At 72.3% G+C, this 20,791-nt stretch carries 21 protein-coding genes; 20 read left to right on the forward strand and 1 reads right to left on the reverse strand.

Annotation, left to right across the window (positions count from 1 at the left end; translation table 11 throughout):
- The first annotated feature begins 36 nt into the window (after positions 1 to 36).
- From pdxS to HGAM_RS19810, 11 genes are all read left to right on the forward strand, one after another.
- The gene (gene pdxS, locus HGAM_RS15975; protein ID WP_019146506.1) at positions 37 to 933 is read left to right on the forward strand and encodes a pyridoxal 5'-phosphate synthase lyase subunit PdxS; all 897 of its coding nucleotides are present in this window, start codon (positions 37 to 39) and stop codon (positions 931 to 933) included.
- Positions 930 to 1,547 (forward strand): pyridoxal 5'-phosphate synthase glutaminase subunit PdxT, encoded by a 618-nt coding sequence (gene pdxT / locus HGAM_RS15980; RefSeq protein WP_019146507.1) that lies wholly within the window; start codon positions 930 to 932, stop codon positions 1,545 to 1,547. The genes pdxS and pdxT overlap by 4 nt, the downstream gene beginning before the upstream one ends.
- Positions 1,548 to 1,560: 13 nt before the next feature.
- On the forward strand, positions 1,561 to 2,319 hold the full coding sequence (locus HGAM_RS15985; protein WP_019146508.1) for a YebC/PmpR family DNA-binding transcriptional regulator: 759 nt from the start codon (positions 1,561 to 1,563) through the stop codon (positions 2,317 to 2,319).
- Positions 2,320 to 2,326: 7 nt separating this feature from the next.
- Complete coding sequence (locus HGAM_RS15990) at positions 2,327 to 2,740, forward strand: hypothetical protein (RefSeq protein WP_019146509.1); 414 nt, start codon at positions 2,327 to 2,329, stop codon at positions 2,738 to 2,740.
- 192 nt (positions 2,741 to 2,932) lie between these two features.
- Positions 2,933 to 3,475: a crossover junction endodeoxyribonuclease RuvC gene (gene ruvC, locus HGAM_RS15995; RefSeq protein WP_038951913.1), complete on the forward strand. Its 543-nt coding sequence runs from the start codon at positions 2,933 to 2,935 to the stop codon at positions 3,473 to 3,475.
- A complete protein-coding gene (gene ruvA, locus HGAM_RS16000; RefSeq protein WP_019146511.1) occupies positions 3,472 to 4,071 on the forward strand; it encodes a Holliday junction branch migration protein RuvA in 600 nt (199 codons plus the stop codon). Before ruvC ends, ruvA begins: the two co-directional genes overlap by 4 nt.
- Positions 4,072 to 4,094: 23 nt before the next feature.
- Positions 4,095 to 5,117 carry a Holliday junction branch migration DNA helicase RuvB gene (gene ruvB, locus HGAM_RS16005; RefSeq protein WP_049798417.1) on the forward strand — a complete coding sequence of 341 codons (1,023 nt, stop codon included), beginning with the start codon at positions 4,095 to 4,097 and terminating at the stop codon, positions 5,115 to 5,117.
- A gap of 76 nt (positions 5,118 to 5,193) precedes the next feature.
- On the forward strand, positions 5,194 to 5,496 hold the full coding sequence (gene yajC / locus HGAM_RS19805) for a preprotein translocase subunit YajC (protein ID WP_019146513.1): 303 nt from the start codon (positions 5,194 to 5,196) through the stop codon (positions 5,494 to 5,496).
- Positions 5,497 to 5,522: 26 nt separating this feature from the next.
- Positions 5,523 to 5,960, forward strand: coding sequence for a hypothetical protein (locus HGAM_RS16015; RefSeq protein ID WP_019146514.1), 438 nt, complete (start codon positions 5,523 to 5,525; stop codon positions 5,958 to 5,960).
- A gap of 1 nt (position 5,961) precedes the next feature.
- On the forward strand, positions 5,962 to 6,501 hold the full coding sequence (locus tag HGAM_RS16020; RefSeq protein ID WP_019146515.1) for an adenine phosphoribosyltransferase: 540 nt from the start codon (positions 5,962 to 5,964) through the stop codon (positions 6,499 to 6,501).
- Positions 6,502 to 6,652: 151 nt separating this feature from the next.
- Complete coding sequence (locus HGAM_RS19810) at positions 6,653 to 8,959, forward strand: RelA/SpoT family protein (RefSeq protein ID WP_081591991.1); 2,307 nt, start codon at positions 6,653 to 6,655, stop codon at positions 8,957 to 8,959.
- A 111-nt stretch (positions 8,960 to 9,070) separates the two neighbouring features.
- On the opposite strand, the gene HGAM_RS16035 is transcribed toward HGAM_RS19810, so the two are convergent.
- On the reverse strand, positions 9,071 to 10,333 hold the full coding sequence (locus tag HGAM_RS16035) for a DUF349 domain-containing protein (RefSeq protein WP_019146518.1): 1,263 nt from the start codon (positions 10,331 to 10,333) through the stop codon (positions 9,071 to 9,073).
- A 63-nt stretch (positions 10,334 to 10,396) separates the two neighbouring features.
- Between HGAM_RS16035 and HGAM_RS16040 the strand changes: the two genes are divergently transcribed.
- The 9 genes from HGAM_RS16040 (at position 10,397) to ruvX (ending at position 20,789) form a co-directional block, all read left to right on the forward strand.
- Entirely contained in the window at positions 10,397 to 11,089 is a 693-nt protein-coding gene (locus HGAM_RS16040; RefSeq protein ID WP_019146519.1) for an MBL fold metallo-hydrolase, read from the forward strand.
- Positions 11,089 to 12,432 carry a histidine--tRNA ligase gene (gene hisS / locus HGAM_RS16045; RefSeq protein ID WP_019146520.1) on the forward strand — a complete coding sequence of 448 codons (1,344 nt, stop codon included), beginning with the start codon at positions 11,089 to 11,091 and terminating at the stop codon, positions 12,430 to 12,432. Before HGAM_RS16040 ends, hisS begins: the two co-directional genes overlap by 1 nt.
- On the forward strand, positions 12,429 to 14,216 hold the full coding sequence (aspS, locus tag HGAM_RS16050; protein ID WP_019146521.1) for an aspartate--tRNA ligase: 1,788 nt from the start codon (positions 12,429 to 12,431) through the stop codon (positions 14,214 to 14,216). Before hisS ends, aspS begins: the two co-directional genes overlap by 4 nt.
- Before the next feature lie 22 nt (positions 14,217 to 14,238).
- Positions 14,239 to 15,618, forward strand: coding sequence for a replication-associated recombination protein A (locus HGAM_RS16055; RefSeq protein WP_019146522.1), 1,380 nt, complete (start codon positions 14,239 to 14,241; stop codon positions 15,616 to 15,618).
- 62 nt (positions 15,619 to 15,680) lie between these two features.
- A complete protein-coding gene (locus HGAM_RS16060; protein ID WP_019146523.1) occupies positions 15,681 to 16,796 on the forward strand; it encodes a CHAP domain-containing protein in 1,116 nt (371 codons plus the stop codon).
- Positions 16,797 to 16,847: 51 nt separating this feature from the next.
- On the forward strand, positions 16,848 to 17,408 hold the full coding sequence (locus HGAM_RS16065) for a hypothetical protein (RefSeq protein WP_147543800.1): 561 nt from the start codon (positions 16,848 to 16,850) through the stop codon (positions 17,406 to 17,408).
- Entirely contained in the window at positions 17,405 to 17,674 is a 270-nt protein-coding gene (locus HGAM_RS19815; protein ID WP_019146525.1) for a DUF6167 family protein, read from the forward strand. Before HGAM_RS16065 ends, HGAM_RS19815 begins: the two co-directional genes overlap by 4 nt.
- Complete coding sequence (alaS, locus tag HGAM_RS16075) at positions 17,674 to 20,325, forward strand: alanine--tRNA ligase (protein WP_019146526.1); 2,652 nt, start codon at positions 17,674 to 17,676, stop codon at positions 20,323 to 20,325. Before HGAM_RS19815 ends, alaS begins: the two co-directional genes overlap by 1 nt.
- 2 nt (positions 20,326 to 20,327) lie before the next feature.
- Positions 20,328 to 20,789: a Holliday junction resolvase RuvX gene (gene ruvX / locus HGAM_RS16080; protein ID WP_019146527.1), complete on the forward strand. Its 462-nt coding sequence runs from the start codon at positions 20,328 to 20,330 to the stop codon at positions 20,787 to 20,789.
- Positions 20,790 to 20,791 lie beyond the last annotated feature (2 nt).

The raw sequence follows: 20,791 nt of genomic DNA on the forward strand, positions 1-20,791 counted from the left end.
GAGTGGAGACGTTCCGTCCGAGCCTTGGGAGTAGCAGTGAGCAACGAAGAGACCGCCGTCGGGTCGGCGCGCGTCAAGCGCGGCATGGCCGAGATGCTCAAGGGCGGCGTCATCATGGACGTCGTCGACGCCGAGCAGGCGAAGATCGCCGAGGACGCCGGCGCGGTCGCCGTCATGGCCCTCGAGCGCGTCCCGGCCGACATCCGGGCCCAGGGCGGCGTCGCGCGCATGAGCGACCCCGACCTCATCGACGGCATCATCGAGGCCGTCTCGATCCCCGTCATGGCCAAGGCCCGCATCGGCCACTTCGTCGAGGCGCAGGTGCTGCAGAGCCTCGGTGTCGACTACATCGACGAGTCCGAGGTCCTGACCCCGGCCGACTACAGCAACCACATCGACAAGTGGGCCTTCACGGTGCCGTTCGTGTGCGGCGCGACCAACCTGGGCGAGGCGCTGCGCCGCATCACCGAGGGTGCGGCCATGATCCGCTCCAAGGGCGAGGCCGGCACCGGCGACGTCTCGAACGCCACCACGCACATGCGCCAGATCCGCCAGCAGATCCGCCGCCTGCAGAACCTGCCCGAGGACGAGCTGTTCGTCGCGGCCAAGGAGCTCCAGGCGCCGTACGAGCTGGTCAAGGAGGTCGCCGAGAACGGCAAGCTCCCCGTGGTGCTGTTCACCGCCGGCGGCATCGCCACCCCCGCCGACGCGGCCATGATGATGCAGCTGGGCGCCGAGGGCGTCTTCGTCGGCTCCGGCATCTTCAAGTCCGGCAACCCGGCCCAGCGCGCCGAGGCGATCGTGAAGGCCACGACCTTCCACGACGACCCCGACGTCATCGCCAAGGTCTCGCGCGGCCTGGGCGAGGCCATGGTCGGCATCAACGTCGAGGACGTCCCCGAGCCGCACCGGCTCGCCGAGCGCGGCTGGTGACCGGCACGACCACCATCGGCGTCCTGGCGCTCCAGGGTGACGTCCGCGAGCACGTGGACGCCCTGGAGCGCCTCGGCGTCCGCTCGATCCGCGTCCGCCGCCCGGCTGAGCTGGCCGAGTGCGACGCGCTCGTCCTGCCCGGCGGCGAGTCCACCACGATGTTCAAGCTGGCCCGCACGTTCGAGCTGTTCGACCCCATCGTCGAGCGGCTGCGCGACGGCATGCCGGCCTTCGGCACGTGCGCGGGCATGATCATGCTGGCCGACCGCGTGGTCGACGGCATCGAGGGCCAGGAGACGTTCGGCGGGCTCGACGTCACGGTGCGGCGCAACGCGTTCGGCCGCCAGGTCGACTCGTTCGAGGGGCCGGTCGACGTCAAGGGCTTCGACACCGCCCTGCACGGCGTCTTCATCCGGGCGCCCTGGGTGGAGTCGGCCGGCGACGGCGTGGACGTCCTGGCCACCGTGGCCGTGGGCGATCCTGCACCGGGGGAGTCGGACACTAGAATCGTGGCGGTTCGACAGGGGTCGCTCGTGGCCACGTCGTTCCACCCCGAGGTCGGGCACGACGACCGGATGCACCGGTACTTCGTCGACCTCGTCACCACGTCGTAGGGAAGGACAGCGCATGTCAGGCCACTCCAAGTGGGCGACGACCAAGCACAAGAAGGCCGCGATCGACGCCAAGCGCGGCAAGATGTTCGCGAAGCTGATCAAGAACATCGAGGTCGCGGCGCGCACGGGCGGACCCGATCCCACGGGCAACCCGACCCTCTACGACGCCATCCAGAAGGCCAAGAAGTCGTCGGTGCCCAACGACAACATCGACCGTGCCGTCAAGCGCGGCGGCGGCCTCGACGGCGCCGGCGTCGACTACACCACGATCATGTACGAGGGCTACGGTCCGGCCGGTGTCGCGCTGCTCGTCGAGTGCCTCACCGACAACAAGAACCGCGCCGCCATGGAGGTCCGCACCGCCATGACGCGCAACGGCGGCACCATGGCCGACCCGGGCTCGGTCTCGTACCTGTTCACCCGCAAGGGCGTCATCATCGTCGACGCCGAGCAGGAGTCGGGCCGCACCAACGAGGACGACATCCTCATGGCCGTGCTCGACGCCGGCGCCGAGGAGGTCAACGACCTGGGTGACTCCTTCGAGGTGATCTGCGAGGCGACCGACCTGGTGGCCGTGCGCACCGCGCTGCAGGACGCCGGGCTCGACTACGACTCGGCCGACGCGTCGTTCGTCCCGTCGGTGCAGGTCGAGGTCGACGTCGACGGCGCCACCAAGGTGCTCAAGCTGGTCGACGCGCTCGAGGACTGCGACGACGTGCAGAACGTCTACGCCAACTTCGACGCCTCCGACGAGGTCATGGCCCAGGTCTGACCCTCCGGTGGACCTGACCGCACCCGACGGCAGCCAGTGGCGCGTGGAGCGCCGCTGGCTGCCGTGGCGTCTGCGGCGGCGCGACCCCGCCGTCGCCGCCGACGCGGCCATGGATGCGACGAGCGCGGCCGACGGCGTGCTGCTCGCGCTCGGCCTGTTCCTGCTCCTGCTGGTCGTCACGGTCGCGCTGCCCTGGCTGCTCGTGGGTGCCGTCCTCGCGGTCGAGCTGGTGCTGCTGCTCGCGCTGCTCCCGGTGGCGGTCGTCCTGCGGGCGGTCCGGGTGTCGGGCTGGCCGCTCGACGTCCGGCGCGAGGGACGGCTCGTGCACGCCGAGCGCGTCCGCGGCTGGCGTGCCTCGGCCGAACGACGCCGGAAGCTCCGGGAGGCCGTGGCCCGTGGCGACGCCCTCGGTCCCGCCTGAGCCCTCCCGTCCTCGCTGAGCGTGACGTTGTGCACGTCCGGCCCGGCGTGTCGCGTACACAACGTCACGCTCAGCGCGAGCCGCGGCCGGGGTGCTGGCGCTGCCCGTCCCGCGGACGCTTCGGCGAGTCTGCGCGGACGCGTCCGACGGCTCGGCTAGGGTGTCGAACATGCGTTCGCAGAGGTGGTCGTCGTGAGGGTGCTCGGTGTCGATCCCGGTCTCACCCGGTGCGGCGTCGGCGTCGTCGACGGCTCCGTCGGACGGCCGCTGACCATGGTCCACGTCGGCGTCGTCCGCACGCCGGCGGAGCTGGACGTCGCGCGCCGGCTGGTTCAGCTCGAGCAGGGGCTCGACGCCGCGATCGCCGAGCACCGGCCCGACGTCGTCGCGGTCGAGCGCGTGTTCAGCCAGAACAACGTCAGCACCGTCATGGGCACGGCCCAGGCCAGCGCGATTGCCATGGTCTGCGCGGCCCGGCGCGGCATCCCCGTGCACCTGCACACCCCGAGCGAGGTCAAGGCCGCGGTCACCGGCAGCGGCCGGGCCGACAAGGCGCAGGTCACCGCGATGGTGACCCGCCTGCTGCGCCTCGACACCGCGCCCAAGCCCGCCGACGCGGCCGACGCGCTCGCCCTGGCCATCTGCCACGTGTGGCGCGGTGGGGCCGGCGACCGCCTGGCCGCCGCGGTCGCCAAGTCGCGGGCCACGGGCGGCGCGGTGCGGGTGGTCCGGTGATCTCGCACCTGCGCGGCACCGTCGCCGCCCTCACGCTCGACTCCGCCGTCCTCGACGTGTCCGGTGTCGGCTACCTCGTGCGCTGCACGCCGGCCACCGTGTCCTCGCTGCGGCTGAACCAGGAGACCCAGCTGGCCACGTCGATGGTCGTGCGCGAGGACTCCATGACGCTGTACGGCTTCGGCGAGCGCGAGGAGCGCGACATGTTCGAGCTGCTGCAGACCGCCAGCGGCGTCGGACCCAAGGTCGCCCAGGCCATGCTCGCCGTCCTCGAGCCCGAGCGGCTCCGCGCGGCCATCTCCGGGGGCGATCTCGCCACGCTGACCACCGTGCCCGGCATCGGTCGCAAGGGGGCCGAGCGCATCGTCGTCGAGCTGCGCGACCGCGTCGGCAAGCCGGGCAGCGCGCCCGTGGCCGCCGGCAGCGGCGGCGCGTCGTGGCGCGACCAGGTCCAGGAGGCCCTGCTCGGTCTCGGCTGGTCGGCCAAGGACGCCGACAAGGCGGTCGAGAAGGTCGCCGCCGACCTCGAGCCCGGCGCCGACGAGTCCGTGTCCACCCTGCTGCGGCTGGCCCTGCGCAGCCTGTCGAAGGCCTGAGCGTGCACGACGACCACGACGCCATGACCGCCGAGGCGACCTCCGAGGAGCGCGCCTTCGAAGCGGCCCTGCGCCCGCGCAGCCTCGAGGAGCTGGTCGGCCAGGACCGCGTGCGCGAGCAGCTCTCGCTCGTGCTGGACGCCGCCGTCGCCCGCGGCCGCACGCCCGACCACGTCCTGCTCTCCGGCCCGCCCGGCCTGGGCAAGACGACGCTGTCGATGATCATCGCCCAGCGTCTCGGCGCACCCCTGCGCATCACGAGCGGCCCCGCCATCCAGCACGCCGGCGACCTCGCGGCGATCCTCTCGGGGGTCAACGAGGGCGACGTCGTGTTCATCGACGAGATCCACCGCATGTCGCGGCCCGCCGAGGAGCTGCTCTACATGGCGATGGAGGACTTCCGGGTCGACGTCGTCGTCGGCAAGGGCCCGGGCGCCACGGCCATCCCGCTCGAGATCCCGCCGTTCACCGTCGTCGGCGCGACGACGCGTGCCGGCCTGCTGCCCGGCCCCCTGCGCGACCGCTTCGGCTTCACCGCCAACCTCGACTACTACGGCGTCGACGAGCTGCACCAGATCGTCGACCGCTCCGCCCGGCTGCTCGACCTGCAGGTCACGCCCGAGGGCGGGCGCGAGATCGCCTCGCGCTCGCGGGGCACCCCGCGCATCGCGAACCGGCTGCTGCGCCGCGTGCGCGACTACGCCGAGGTGCGCGGCAAGGGCGTCGTCGACGTCAAGGCGGCCCGCGACGCGCTCGAGCTGTACGAGGTCGATGCGCTCGGCCTCGACCGGCTCGACCGCGGTGTGCTCACGGCGCTGTGCGCCAGCTTCGGCGGTGGCCCGGTCGGCGTCTCGACGCTGGCCGTCGCCGTGGGTGAGGAGCGCGAGACGGTCGAGGAGATCGCCGAGCCGTTCCTGGTGCGGCTCGGCTTCCTCGCGCGCACCCCGCGCGGGCGCGTGGCGACGCCGGCGGCCTGGCAGCACCTCGGGCTGCAGCCGCCGCGCGGCAGCGAGCAGCTGACGCTCGGCGACGTCGCCGACGACTGACGGGCCCGCGCGGGCGGCCGGTATCGTGGACCCCAGCCGGCCGCACGGTCCGGCGTCCCCACGTCCTGGAGTTGCTGTGGAGTTCCTGCCCCTCGTCCTGCTCGTCGTCGTCTTCTGGCTGCTCGTCCTGCGCCCCTCGCGCAAGCGTCAGCAGGAGGCGCAGCGCACCCAGGCCGCGCTCCAGCCCGGCGCGCGCGTCATGCTGACGAGCGGCCTGTTCGGGACGGTCGTCTCCATCGACGACGCCAGCCTGCACCTCGAGCTCGCACCCGGTACGGTCGTCGAGGTCCACCGCCAGGCGATCGCGCGCGTCGTCACCGACGAGCCGGCGCCGACGGAGACCAGCACGGACCTCCCCACCACCGACGACGAGCGCTGAGCGTCGACCGACCGAAGGATCCCCCGATGAAGACCCTCAAGACTGCCGCCGCCGTCGTGCTCGCCTCCGTCGTGCTGACCGCCTGCGGCGGCAACGACACCGGCGCCTACTGCGACCGGCTCGAGAAGGCCGAGGACGACTTCAGCTCGGTGGGCCAGGACGGCAACATGTCCGACGCCTTCGACACCTTCCGCGAGCTGCGCGACGAGGCCCCCGACGCCGTCAAGGACGACTGGGAGACGCTGACCGGCGCCATCGAGGAGATGGAGAAGGCCTACGAGGACGCGGGCATCGACCTGGACAAGGTCGACGAGCTCGACGCCAGCAAGCTCTCGCAGGAGCAGGTCGCCAAGCTGTCCGAGGCCACGAAGAAGCTCGGCAACAAGGACTACACCGACGCGAGCAACAACATCTCCGAGCACGCCAAGTCCGAGTGCGACATCGACCTGGGCGCGTCGAGCTGACGTGACCGACCTGCAGGCGCTGCTGGACCGTCACGTCCGGCTCCTGGCCGACTGGCCCGAGCCGGGCGTGACGTTCCGCGACATCACCCCGCTCCTCGCCGACGCCGAGGCGTTCGGCCACACGATCTCCGCGCTCGCCGCCCGCGCGCTCGAGCTGGCCGGCGGCCAGGTCGACGTCGTGGTGGGCATGGAGGCCCGGGGGTTCATCCTCGGTGGCGCGCTCGCCCGTGAGCTCGACGCCGGGTTCGTGCCCGTGCGCAAGGCCGGCAAGCTGCCCGGCCCGACGTACGGCGTCGACTACGCGCTGGAGTACGGCACCGCGACCCTGGAGATGCACCAGGACGCCGTCGCGCCCGGCCAGCGGGCCGTCCTCGTGGACGACGTCCTGGCCACCGGCGGCACCATGGCCGCGGCCGACGACCTCGTCCGTCGCGGCGGTGGCGTCGTCGCCGGCCACCTCGTCCTGATCGAGCTCGTCGCCCTCGGCGGGCGTGCGGCGCTCGGCGCGTCCGTGCCGTACGCGGCCCTGGCCACCTACTGAGGAGTTCCCGTGCTGAGTCCCCGACACGTCCGGATCGTCGCGCTCGTGCTCGTCGCGGCGCTCGTGCTGTCCGTCGCGGCGACGCTGATCGGGACGTGGTGACCACGCCGTCGCGCGTCCGCCCCTAGACTGGGTCCAGGAGGCAGAGCCCGTGGCAGAACGCGTGGAACCGAACGTCAAGGCGACCGAGCAGTCGGCGCCCACGTCGGCGCGCGTCCGCTCGCGCCTCGCGCGCATCGGCTCGCGCTCGAGCTCGGCCAACCCGGTGCTCGATCCGTTGCTGCGCATCTACCGCGGTACGCACCCCAAGGGCGACGTCACCGCCATCCAGAAGGCCTACGAGGTCGCCGAGCGGATGCACGAGGGGCAGACCCGCAAGAGCGGCGACCCCTACATCACGCACCCGCTGGCCGTCACGACCATCCTGGCCGAGCTGGGCATGACCGGGCCGACGCTGTGCGCCGCGCTGCTGCACGACACCGTCGAGGACACGCCCTACTCGCTCGACGACGTCCGCAAGGACTTCGGCGACGAGGTCGCCCACCTGGTCGACGGCGTCACCAAGCTCGACAAGGTCAAGTTCGGCGACACCGCGCAGGCCGAGACCATCCGCAAGATGGTCGTCGCGATGAGCAAGGACATCCGCGTCCTGGTCATCAAGCTGGCCGACCGGCTGCACAACATGCGCACGCTGCGCTACCTGCGCCAGGACAAGCAGGAGCGCATCGCCCGCGAGACGATCGACATCTTCGCCCCGCTGGCCCACCGCCTGGGCATGAACACGATCAAGTGGGAGCTGGAGGACCTCTCGTTCTCCACGCTGCACCCGAAGGTCTACGACGAGATCGTCCGCCTGGTCGCCGACCGGGCCCCATCGCGCGAGAAGTTCCTCGAGAAGGTCATCGCCGACGTCGAGAACGACCTGCGGCACGCCAAGATCAAGGCGAAGGTCACCGGCCGGCCGAAGCACTACTACTCGATCTACCAGAAGATGCTCGTGCGCGGCCGCGAGTTCTCCGACATCTTCGACCTGGTCGGCGTGCGCATCCTGGTCGACGACGTGGCCGACTGCTACGGCGTCCTGGGCGTGCTGCACGCGCGCTGGAACCCGATCCCCGGACGCTTCAAGGACTACATCAGCGTCCCGAAGTTCAACATGTACCAGTCGCTGCACACCACGGTCATCGGCCCGCAGGGCAAGTCCGTGGAGCTGCAGATCCGCACCTACTCCATGCACCGCCGCGCCGAGTACGGCGTCGCGGCGCACTGGAAGTACAAGGAGGACGCCGTCGCGGCGGCCAACGGCGGCAAGGTGACGCCGCCGTCGACCGACGACATGGTCTGGCTGCGCGAGCTGCTCGACTGGCAGTCCGAGACCGAGGACCCGGGCGACTTCCTGGACTCGCTGCGCTTCGAGATGCAGAAGGCCGGCGTGTACGTCTACACGCCGCGCGGCGACCTCATCCAGCTGCCGGCCGGCGCCACCCCGGTCGACTTCGCCTACGCGGTGCACACCGAGGTCGGTCACGCCACGGTCGGCGCGCGGGTCAACGGCCGGCTGGTCTCGCTGGAGTCGCAGCTCGAGAGCGGCGACGTCGTGGAGATCTTCACGTCGAAGTCGCCCAACGCCGGCCCGTCGCGCGACTGGCTGGACTTCGCGGTCAGCCCGCGGGCCAAGAACAAGATCCGTCAGTGGTTCACCAAGGAGCGCCGCGAGGAGTCGATCGACGCCGGCAAGGCCTCCATCATCAAGCTCATGCGCAAGGAGGGCCTGCCCCTCCAGCGCCTGCTCAAGCACGAGACCCTCGACTCCGTCGCCCGTGAGCTGAACCTGGCGGACGTCTCAGCCCTCTACGCCGCCGTCGGCGAGGGCAACGTCGGGGCGCAGAACGTCGTCGACCACGTGCTCGGCCTGCTCGGCGGGCGTGAGGCGGCCGAGGAGGACCTCGCCGAGGCCACACCGATGCCGGGCCCGAGCGACCGTCGCCACCGGGCCGACCGGCACGGCGACGCGGGTGTCGTGGTCTCCGACGTCGCCGGCGACCTCATGGTCAAGCTCGCCCGCTGTTGCACGCCGGTGCCGGGCGACCCGATCGTCGGCTTCGTCACGCGCGGCTCCGGCGTCTCGGTGCACCGCGACGACTGCGTGAACCTCAAGAGCCTGGAGTCCCAGCCCGAGCGCATCGTCGGCGTCAGCTGGGCGCCGACGGCCACGAGCACGTTCCTGGTGTCGGTGCAGGTGGAGGCGCTCGACCGTCCGCGCCTGCTCAGCGACATCACCCGCATCCTGTCCGACCAGCACGTCGACATCATGTCGGCGTCGATCTCGACCGGACGCGACCGCGTCGCGCGCGCGAAGTTCACCTTCGAGATGGGCGACCCCAAGCACCTGGGCCACGTGCTCAACGCGGTGCGCAACGTCGAGGGCGTCTTCGACGTCTACCGCCTCACCCAGTAGCCCTCATCCGCGCCGGCCTCCGGCCCGATGTGTGAAGAAAAGGACCACGATCATCGCGATCGCGGTCCTTTTCCTCACCCATCGCGGCGGACGCCGCGACGGGGTGAGCGCCTAGGAGAAGTCGGCGGCGGCGCGGCGGGCCATGTCCAGGAAGGACTGACGCGACGCGAGGTTCTGCTCCAGCTCGGCGACCTTGCGGTCGTCGCCGGACGCCTTGGCCTGCTCGAGCTGGGCGGAGATCTCGGCGATCGCCCGCTCCAGCTTGCCGACCATGTCGTCCGCGCGGGCGGACTTCTCGGGGTCGGTGCGCTTCCACTGCTCGTCGCCGGCGGCGCGGACGGCCTGCTCCACCTTGCGGATGCGGCCCTCGAGCTCCTTGATGCGGGCCCGCGGGACCTTGCCGGCGGCCTCCCAGCGGTCGGCGATGTCGTGCCAGGCGCGGCGGGCGGCGTCAGGGTCGGTGATGGGCAGCAGCGCCTCGGCCTCGACCAGGATCTGCTCCTTGGCCTCGGCATTGACGGCGAACTCGGCGTCGAGCGCGGCGTTCGCCTCGTCGCGCGCCTGGAAGAACGCGTCCTGCGCACCGCGGAACTTGCGCCACAGCTTCTCGTCGACGTTGCGCGGCGCCGGGCCGGCGGCCTTCCACTGCTGCATGAGGTCGCGGTACTGGCCGGCGGTGCGGCCCCAGTCGGTGGACGAGGACAGCGCCTCGGCCTCGGTGACCAGGCGCTCCTTGATCTTCTGCGCGGCGTCGCGCTGCTGGGCCTGCTCACCGAAGTGGGCCTTGCGCCGGCGCGTGTAGGTGGTGCGCGCCGAGGAGAAGCGGTGCCACAGCTCGTCGTCGGTCTTCTTGTCGACGCGGGGGAGCGCCTTCCACTCCTCGAGCAGCTCACGCATGCGGTCGGCGCCGCGGCGCCACTCGTCGGAGCCGGCGATGCGCTCGGCCTCCTCGCTGATGCGGGTCTTCTCGGTGACCGCGAGCTGCGCCTTGGCCGCCTTCTGGGCGCGACGCTCCTCACGGTGCTTCTCCAGCAGCGGGGCCAACGCGTCGAGCCGGGTCCGCAGGCTCTCGACGTCGCCGATGACCTGGGCCTCGGCGACCTGCGCGCGGACCTTCTCGATCGCCTTGCCGGCGTCGTCGGGGGAGAGGGCGCCGCCGGCGAGCCGCTTCTCGAGCAGCTCCACCTCGATCTCCAGGCCGGCGAAGCGTCGCTCGTACATCGCCAGCCCCTCGGCGGCGTCGCCACCGAGCCACTGCCCGATGACCCGCTCGCCGTCGGCGGTCCTGAGGTAGACGGTGCCGTCCGCGTCGATGCGTCCCCAGGGCTCGGGGGCTGCCGTGGTGCCGGGCTCGTCGTTGGCCGCTGCATTCATGGGCGACAGTCTAGGGTGCGAGGCATTCGCGGCGCGCCAGCCCGCTCGCGTACGCTGTCCCGCGTGCTCGTCGCCTCCTTCCCTGCCGGTCCGCTGCAGGCGAACTGCTACCTCGTCGCCCGTGACCGCGGGGCCGGGTGCGTCGTCGTCGACCCCGGCCAGGACGCCTTCGAGGGCGTCCGCGCCGCCGCCGCGGAGCACGACCTGACGCCGGCCGCCGTCCTGGTGACGCACGGCCACTTCGACCACATGTGGGACGCCCACGCCGTCGCCGCCGAGCACGGCTGCCCGGTGTGGATCCACCCGGCCGACCGGCACCTGCTGACCGACCCGATGGCGGCCATCTCGAACGAGTCCGCCGGGATGCTGCGCGCGCAGCTGGGCATCGACGGCGACGTCGCGCTGCCCGAGCCGGCCGACGTCCGCGACGCCGTCGACGGCGCCCGCATCGAGGTCGACGGGTTGACGCTCACCGTCACCCACGTGCCCGGCCACACGCCCGGCACCGTCGTCTACACGACCGACTACCCCGACCGCGACGACGTCTCCGCGCTGATGTTCAGCGGCGACTTCCTGTTCGCCGGCTCGATCGGCCGCACCGACCTGACCGGGGGAGACCACGCCCAGATGATCCAGAGCCTGACCGACGCCGTCGTGCCGCAGCGCGACGACGTCGTGGTGCTGCCCGGCCACGGACCGCAGACGTCCGTTGGCCAGGAGCGCGCGACCAACCCCTTCCTGGCGGAGCTCCTCTGATGGCCAAGCCCACGCCGCTGAGCGGCTTCCCCGAGTACCTGCCCGCCGACCGCTTCCTGGAGCTGTCGGTCGTCGACCACCTGCGCCGCACGTTCGAGCTGCACGGCTTCGCCAGCCTCGAGACGCGCGCGGTCGAGCCGATGGACCAGCTGCTGCGCAAGGGCGAGATCGACAAGGAGGTCTACGTCCTGCGCCGGCTGCACGCCGAGGAGGGCGAGGACGCCGGTCTCGGCCTGCACTTCGACCTGACCGTGCCGTTCGCCCGGTACGTCCTGGAGAACCAGGGCAAGCTCGAGTTCCCGTTCCGCCGCTACCAGATCCAGAAGGTCTGGCGGGGCGAGCGGCCGCAGCAGGGGCGCTACCGCGAGTTCACCCAGGCCGACATCGACATCGTCGGGCGCGACGTTCTGCCGTTCCACTTCGACGTCGAGGTCGCGCGGGTCATGGCCGAGGCGCTGTCCGGCCTCCCCGTCCCGCCGATGACGCTGCAGGTCAGCAACCGCCGCCTGCTCGAGGGCTTCTACCGGGGTCTCGCCATCGACGACCCCGCCGCAGTCATGCGCGTCGTCGACAAGCTCGACAAGCTGCCCCGCGACGCCATCGTCGACCTGCTGCTGAAGGAGGGGCTGGACGACGGACAGGCCGCGAAGTGCCTGGACCTGGCCGAGATCCGCACCACCGACACGTCGTTCGTCGACCAGGTGCGCGCGCTGGGCGTCGAGCACGAGATGCTCGAGCAGGGCCTGACCGAGCTGGCCCAGGTGATCGAGGGCGCCGCGGACGTGCCGGGCACGGTCACCGTCACCGCCGACCTGCGCATCGCCCGTGGCCTGGACTACTACACCGGCACCGTGTTCGAGACCCGCATGAGCGGCTACGAGCACCTCGGCTCGATCTGCTCGGGCGGCCGCTACGACCAGCTGGCCAGCGACGGCCGCAGCACGTACCCGGGCGTCGGCATCTCGCTGGGCGTCTCGCGCCTGCTCGGCCCGCTCGTCGCCGACGGCTACACCGCTGACCGCTCGGTGCCGTCGGCCGTCCTCGTCGCGCTGTTCGACGAGGACCGCCGGGCCGAGAGCACCGCCGTGGCCACCGCGCTGCGGGCCCGCGGCATCGCCTGCGAGGTCGCCCCCACCGCCGCCAAGCTCGGCAAGCAGATCCGCCACGCCGAGCGGCGCGGCATCCCCTACGTCTGGTTCCCGCCGGCGGACGACCGCGGCCACTCGGTCAAGGACATCCGCAGCGGCGACCAGGTCGACGCCGACCCGCAGTCCTGGACGCCCCCCGCCGCCGACCTGGCGCCCCGCATCGTCACCCCCGCAACGAAGGAGACCACCTCGTGATCCGCACCCACTCCGCCGGAAGCCTGACCGCCGCGAACGTCGGCGAGCAGGTCACGCTCGCCGGATGGGTCGCGCGTCGGCGAGACCACGGCGGCGTCGCCTTCATCGACCTGCGTGACGCCAGTGGCGTCTCCCAGGTCGTCGTCCGCGAGGACGTCGCCCACCAGCTGCGGGCCGAGTTCTGCCTGAAGATCACCGGCACCGTCGAGCGCCGCCCCGAGGGCAACGAGAACAGCGCCATCGCGACCGGCGAGATCGAGGTCATCGCCGACGACGTCGAGATCCTGTCGACGTCCGCGCCGCTGCCGTTCCCGATCGACGACGCCACCAACGCCGGCGCCGTCGGCGAGGAGGCTCGGCTCAAGTACCGCTACCTCGACCTGCGCCGCAGCGGCCCGGCCGCGGCCCTGCGCCTGCGCAGCAAGGTGAGCGCCGCCGCCCGCGAGGTGCTCGGCCGCCACGACTTCGTCGAGGTCGAGACCCCGACGCTCACCCGCTCGACGCCCGAGGGCGCCCGCGACTTCGTCGTGCCGGCCCGTCTCCACCCGGGCAGCTGGTACGCCCTGCCGCAGAGCCCGCAGCTGTTCAAGCAGCTGCTCATGGTCGGCGGCCTGGAGCGCTACTACCAGATCGCGCGCTGCTACCGCGACGAGGACTTCCGTGCCGACCGGCAGCCCGAGTTCACCCAGCTCGACATCGAGATGAGCTTCGTCGACCAGGACGACGTCATGGCCCTGGCCGAGGAGGTCTACGCCGAGATCTGGCGCCTGATCGACGTCGAGCTGCCCCGTCCGTTCCCGCGGATCACGTACGCGGACGCCATGAACAAGTACGGCTCGGACAAGCCTGACCTGCGCTTCGGCAACGAGCTCACCGACTGCACCGAGTACTTCAAGGACACCACGTTCCGCGTCTTCCAGGCGCCGTACGTGGGCGCGGTCGTCATGCCCGGCGGTGCCTCGCAGGCCCGCCGCCAGCTCGACGGCTGGCAGGAGTGGGCCAAGCAGCGCGGTGCCAAGGGCCTGGCCTACGTGCTCGTCCAGGAGGACGGCACGCTCGGCGGCCCGGTCGCCAAGAACCTCACCGACGCCGAGCGCGAGGGCCTGGCCGCCCACGTCGGCGCGAAGCCCGGCGACTGCGTCTTCTTCGGTGCCGGTGCCCCCAAGAGCACCCGCATGCTGCTCGGTGCGGCGCGGCTGGAGATCGGCCGCCGCTGCGAGCTGATCGACGAGTCCGCGTGGTCGTTCGCGTGGGTCGTCGACTGGCCGATGTTCGAGCCCGTCAACGAGCTCGAGTCCGGCGACGTCGCGGTCGGCGGCGGCGAGTGGACGGCCGTCCACCACGCCTTCACCGCGCCGCAGGACCCGGCCACCCTCGCCGAGCCCGGCACGTCGCTGGCCCAGGCGTACGACCTGGTGTGCAACGGCAACGAGGTCGGTGGCGGCTCGATCCGTATCCACCGCCAGGACGTGCAGAAGCAGGTCTTCGCGATCATGGGCATCGACGAGGCCGAGGCCGAGGACAAGTTCGGCTTCCTGCTGGACGCCTTCCAGTTCGGCGCCCCGCCGCACGGCGGCATCGCCTTCGGCTGGGACCGCACCGTCGCGCTGCTCACCGGCGCCGACTCGATCCGCGAGGTCATCGCCTTCCCCAAGAGCGGCGGCGGCTACGACCCGCTCACTGCGGCTCCGGCGCCGATCACCGCCGAGCAGCGCAAGGAGGCCGGCGTCGACGCGAAGCCGAAGTCCGAGGAGGCGGCGGCGGCGAAGGACGAGCAGGCCTGACCCGTCTCGGTAGGCTCGTCCGGTGACGTCCGACGGCCTGTTCGACCTGCCCGATCCCGCCCCCGAGCTGCCCCGGCAGCCGGGCGGCGGCAGCCTGGCGGGCAACGAGCACGCGTCCGCGCCGCTCGCGGTGCGCATGCGGCCGCGGACGCTGGACGAGCTGGTCGGCCAGCAGCACCTGCTGGAGCCGGGCTCGCCGCTGCGCCAGGTGATCGACGGCGACAAGCCGCTGACGATCCTGCTGTGGGGCCCGCCCGGCACCGGCAAGACGACGCTGGCGTCGCTGATCAGCCGGCACACGAACCGGCGCTTCGTCGAGGTCTCGGCGGTGTCGGCCGGTGTCAAGGAGGTCCGCGACGTCATCGCCGGGGCTCGGCGCGCCCTGGCCGGCAGCGGCGTCGAGACGGTGCTGTTCGTCGACGAGGTCCACCGGTTCAGCAAGGCCCAGCAGGACGCGCTGCTGCCCGGCGTCGAGAACCGTTGGGTCTCGCTTGTCGCGGCGACCACCGAGAACCCGCACTTCAGCGTCATCTCGCCGCTGCTGAGCCGCTCGCTGCTGCTGACCCTGCAGAGCCTGACCGACGACGACATCGGCACCCTGGTCGACCGGGCCGTCGTCGACGAGCGCGGCCTGGCCGGTGCCGTGACGCTCAGCGAGGAGGCGCGCGACCACCTCGTGCGGCTCGCCGGGGGCGACGGACGCCGGGCGCTGACCTACCTCGAGGCGGCCGCCGGCGCCGCGCAGGCGCGCGACCACGCCGAGGTGACCGTCGAGGACGCCGCACTCGCGGTCGACAAGGCCGCCGTCCGCTACGACCGCCAGGGCGACCAGCACTACGACGTCACCAGCGCGTTCATCAAGTCCATCCGCGGCTCGGACGTGGACGCGGCGCTGCACTACCTGGCGCGCATGATCGAGGCGGGGGAGGACCCCCGGTTCATCGCCCGTCGGCTGATGATCCACGCGAGCGAGGACATCGGCATGGCCGACCCGACCGCGCTGCCGCTGGCCACGGCCACGGCCCAGGCCGTGGCGATGATCGGCTTCCCCGAGGCGCGCATCCCGCTGGCCCAGGCGGTCATCCACCTCGCCGCCGCGCCGAAGTCGAACTCGGTCATCACCGCCATCGACGCCGCGCTGTCGGACGTCCGCGCGGGCAAGGTCGGCCCGGTGCCGCCCGCGCTGCGCGACGCGCACTACGCGGGGGCCAAGAAGCTCGGTCACGGGCACGACTACCGCTACCCGCACTCCGACCCCCGGGGCGTCGTCGAGCAGCAGTACGCGCCCGACGACGTCGACGGCACGGAGTACTACACGCCGAGCGCCCACGGGTTCGAGGCGCGCGTCGCCGAGCGGCTGCAGGCCGTCCGGGCGGTCCTGCGCGACCGTCGCCCGCGCTGATTCTGCGATCCGGGTCACCCCCGGTTACGGTTTCAACCGTGTCCTGCTCAAGGGGGAATCCAGTGCACCGACGAATCCTGTCGTTCCTTGCGTCCTCGGCGCTCGTCGCCGGCGTCTTCGTGGCCGTCGCCGACGCGCCGGCCACGGCCGCGTCCGCGTCCGTCGCGATGAACTCCGGCACCGAGACCCGGTTCGTGCGCGGCGAGAACGTGTGGCTGCGGGGCAAGGGCTCCGCCCGCAAGACGGTCAAGGTCTACCGCTACAACTCCAAGAACCGCCCGGTGCAGATCGGCACGACGCGCACCTCCAGCAGCGGCCGCTACAGCTTCATGATGCGCCCGACCGGCACCGCGAAGTACCGGGTGAAGGTGGGCGGCACCCGCACGCGCACCATCCGGCTCACCGCCGTGGGCTCGCACTCGATCGGCCAGCGGCAGGCGTCGCTGCGCTTCATCCTGGGCTCGGCGACGTCCGGCACGCAGGCCAGCGGCAGCGTGCGCTGGCGCACGTACCGCAAGGGCATGCTCGTGCAGAACGGCAGCCGCACCTGGGTGATCCGCGGTCGCGCGGCCACCGAGTACCGCCGCTACGGCGGGCCGGCCGGACGCCTGGGCACCCCCGTGGGCGACGCGCGCTGCGGCCTGGCCGAGGGCGCGTGCCTGCAGAAGTTCCGCAAGGGCGCGATCTACACGAACTCCAAGGCCAAGGACAAGACGGTCGCCGTCTCCACGGGCAGCGCGAACCGGTCGGCGATCGCCGCCGTCGCGCTTTCGCAGGTCGGCTACAAGGAGCCGGGCTACCGCAAGAGCAAGTACAACCGCTGGATGGGCCGCACCGATGCCGGTGCCGCCTGGTGCGCGTACTTCACCGCCTGGGTCAGCTACGCGGCCGGCGAGGGCGACGCCATCGTGCGCAAGAACTCGATCGCCAAGACGGTCGCCGCCGAGCGCAAGCGTGGCCGCACGACGTCCAGGCCGGCGGTCGGCCGGGTCGCGTACATCGCCCCCGGTGGCGGCAACCCGCACCACGCAGGCATCGTCGTCGACTACGACTCGCGCTACGTCTGGGTGGCCGAGGGCAACGTCGACACCCGGGGCGGCATCGGCAAGCCCCGTGGCGTGCACAAGATCAAGCGTCCGCGCAGCCACGTGAAGTTCTACGCGAACCCGAAGTTCTGAGCCGACCCGTCCGCTCGTCGGCCGCGGACGCCGACCGGTAACCTCGTGACCATGCCCGACGACGTCCTGCTGGTGTGCGCGGCCGCGCTCGCGGTCGTCGCGCTGGTGGCGTCCGCCGCGGCGCTCGTGGCCGCCCGGCGCCTGCGCCGGGCCACCGAGGAGCTCCGTGCCGTCACCGAGCAGGCTCGGCAGGCGCCGGCCCCCGCGCCGGTCGCCCCGGCGCCCGTGTCGCCCGCCCCCGAGCGGCTCGACGCCGCCGTGGTCGCGATCCGGGCCGACGACGACGTGGTCGACGCCGAGATCGTCGAGCTCGACCTCGAGCCCGACGTGCACGTCGTCGACGGCCGGGTCGTCGTGCGGCCCAGCGACCAGCAGGTCGTCGCCGCGACCCTCGGCCGTCCGCTCGTGCGGCTCTCGGTCGTCGGCGCGGGCCTGGCCCACGCGCTGCGCCCCGAGAGCCGCGACCGCATCTCCGGCCTGGTGCGGCGCGACTTCCGCCGCCGGCGCCGCGCCCGCGCCCGGGCCGCGCGCCGGGCCGCGCGCACCACCCACGTCCCGCCGCCCGAGCCGCCCACGTGGATCGGCGGCAACCCCGGAGGAGGAGCCTCGTGAACGCGCGCCTGCTGACCTTCGTGGCCGGTGGCCTGGCCGGCGTCTACGCCTCGGCCAAGGCCCGGCGCGCGGCCTACCGGCTGAGCGTCCCCGGGCTGGCCGACCAGGCCGGCGCCCTGGCCACCGGGCTGCAGGCCTTCGCCGCCGAGGTGCGCGAGGGCATGGACGCCCGCGAGGCGCAGATCGCCCGCGACCTCGACATCCCCCTGGAGCTGCTGCCCGGACGGCAGGCTCCGCCCCCAGCGATCGAGAAGGACACACACTGATGGAGACCGCGGAGATCCGCCGGCGATTCCTGGCCCACTTCGAGAAGGCGGGGCACACGGTCGTCCCGTCGGCGCCGCTGCTCCTCGACGACCCCACGCTGTTGTTCGTCAACGCCGGCATGGTGCCGTTCAAGCCGTACTTCCTGGGCCAGGAGACGCCGCCGTACGCGACCGCCACGAGCGTCCAGAAGTGCGTGCGCACCCTCGACATCGAGGAGGTCGGCAAGACCACCCGGCACGGCACGTTCTTCCAGATGTGCGGCAACTTCTCGTTCGGCGACTACTTCAAGGAAGGCGCCATCCGGTTCGCCTGGAGCCTCATCACCGGCTCGGTCGACGACGGCGGGCTCGGCTTCGACCCGGAGAAGATCTGGGTCACCGTGCTGCCCACGGACGACGAGGCGCGCCAGATCTGGAAGGACGTCGCCGGCCTGCCCGACGAGCGCATCCAGGAGCGCGGGCTCAAGGACAACTACTGGAACATGGGCGTGCCCGGTCCCGGTGGCCCGTGCAGCGAGATCTACGTCGACCGCGGCCCCGAGTACGGCCCCGACGGCGGCCCGAACGCCGACGAGGACCGCTTCCTGGAGATCTGGAACCTGGTCTTCATGCAGGAGTCGCTCAGCGCCGTCCGCGCGAAGGACGACTTCGACGTCGAGGGCCCGCTGCCGGCCAAGAACATCGACACCGGCATGGGCCTGGAGCGCGTCGCGTACCTGCTGCAGGGCAAGGAGAACCTCTACGAGATCGACGAGGTCTTCCCGGTCATCGAGCGCGCCGCCGAGCTGACCGGCAAGGCGTACGGCGCCGACGCCGAGGACGACGTCCGGTTCCGCGTCGTGGCCGACCACGTCCGCTCGGGCCTCATGCTCATGGGCGACGGCGTCACGCCGGGCAACGAGGCGCGCGGCTACGTGCTGCGCCGCCTGCTGCGTCGCGCGGTCCGCTCGATGCGCCTGCTCGGCTACGACGGCCCGGCACTGCCCGAGCTGCTGCCGGTCAGCATGGAGCGCATGAAGGCCTCCTACCCCGAGCTGGAGACCGACTTCGCGCGTATCAGCCAGGTCGCGTACGCCGAGGAGGACGCCTTCCGCCGCACGCTGGCCAAGGGCACGCAGATCTTCGACCAGGCCGCTGACGAGACCAAGCGCTCCGGTGCTGCGGTGCTGGCCAGCGAGCAGGCGTTCGCGCTGCACGACACCTACGGGTTCCCGATCGACCTGACGCTCGAGATGGCCGCCGAGCAGGGTCTGAGCGTCGACGAGCAGGGCTTCCGCGCCCTGATGGCCGAGCAGAAGGCGCGGGCCAAGGCCGACGCGAAGGCCAAGAAGGGCCAGCACGCCGACACGACGGTCTACCGCGAGACGCTCGACGCGTCCGGCCCGACCGACTGGCTGGCCTACACCGCGCTGACCACCGAGTCGCTCGTCGTCGCCGTGCTGTCCGAGGGCCGCACCGGCTCGGTGCTGTCGGCCGGCCAGGTCGGCGAGGTCGTGCTCGACCGCACGCCGTTCTACGCCGAGTCCGGCGGCCAGAACGCCGACGCCGGCCACCTGGTCTGGGACGGCGGCCGCGCCGAGGTGCTCGACGTCCAGCGTCCGATCAAGGGCCTGGTCGTGCACCAGGTGCGCGTGCTGGAGGGCGAGCTCGTCCAGGACACCGGCGTCGAGGCATCGGTCGACCCCGACTGGCGCCTGGGCGCCTGCCAGGCGCACTCGGGCACGCACGTCGTGCACGCCGCCCTGCGCGAGGTGCTCGGCCCGACCGCGCTCCAGTCCGGCTCGTACAACCGTCCCGGCTACCTGCGCCTCGACTTCGGCTGGAACGGCGCGCTCGCGGCCGACCAGGTGCACGAGGTCGAGCACGTCGCCAACCGGGCGCTGCGCCAGGACCTCGCCGTCTCCGCGCAGGTGATGAGCCTGCCCGAGGCCCGCGAGTGGGGTGCGCTGGCCCTGTTCGGCGAGACCTACGGCGAGGACGTCCGCGTCGTCGAGATCGGCGGCCCCTGGTCGCGCGAGCTCTGCGGCGGCACGCACGTCGCCCGCTCCTCGCAGATCGGCACCGTCGTGCTGACCGGCGAGTCGTCGGTCGGCTCGGGCAACCGGCGCGTGGAGGCGCTCGTCGGCCTGGAGGGCTTCGAGTACCTGGCTCGCGAGCGCGACATCGTCCGCCAGCTGACCGACCTGCTCAAGGTGCGCCCCGACGACGTCACCGGCCGCGTCGGCGACCTCGTCGAGCGCCTGCGCACCGTCGAGAAGGAGGCCGAGAAGGTCAAGGCCGCCCAGGTGCTGGGTGCTGCGGGCGACCTCGCTGCCGGGGCCAAGGACGTCGGTGGGGTCGCGTACGTCGGCCACCACGCCGAGGGCCTGTCCGGCGGTGACGTGCGCAGCCTCGCGCTCGACGTGCGCGGCCGCATCCAGGACCGTCCGGCCGTCGTGGTCGTCATCGGCACGGATGCCGGCAAGGCGTCCGCCGTCGTGGCGCTCAACGACGCCGCCCAGCAGCGCGGCCTGAACGCCGGCGAGCTGATCAAGGTCGTCGGCCAGCACGTCGACGGGCGCGGTGGCGGCAAGGCCGACGTCGCGCAGGGCGGCGGCACCAACGTCGCCGGCGTGCCGGACGCGCTGGCCGCGGTCGAGGCGGCCCTCTGAGCATGCGTCGCGGTCGCCGGCTCGGCATCGACGTGGGCGACGCCCGCATCGGTGTCGCCACGTGCGACCCGGACGGGCTGATCGCCACCCCGGTCGAGACCGTGCCGGCGGGCCGCGACGCCATCGCGCGCCTGGCCGCACTGGCCGCCGAGCACGACGTCGTGGAGTGCGTGGTGGGCCTGCCGCTGAGCCTGTCGGGCGCCGAGGGCCCCGCCGCGGCGAAGGTGCGGGCGTTCGCCGCCGACCTCCGCGACGCGGTCGCGCCCGTGGGCATCCGGCTGTTCGACGAGCGGATGACTACGATGACCGCTGACGCGATGCTGCGTCAGGCCGGACGGACCGGACGCGGCAAGGCGAGCCGTGGCAAGCGCCAGGTGATCGACCAGGCGGCCGCTACCGTGATCCTCCAGACGGCACTCGACACCGAGCGGAGCCGGGGCAGTGCGCCCGGCGAGACCTTGTGAGG

It is taken from the genome of Aeromicrobium massiliense JC14 (genome assembly GCF_000312105.1).
Taxonomy (GTDB): domain Bacteria; phylum Actinomycetota; class Actinomycetes; order Propionibacteriales; family Nocardioidaceae; genus Aeromicrobium; species Aeromicrobium massiliense.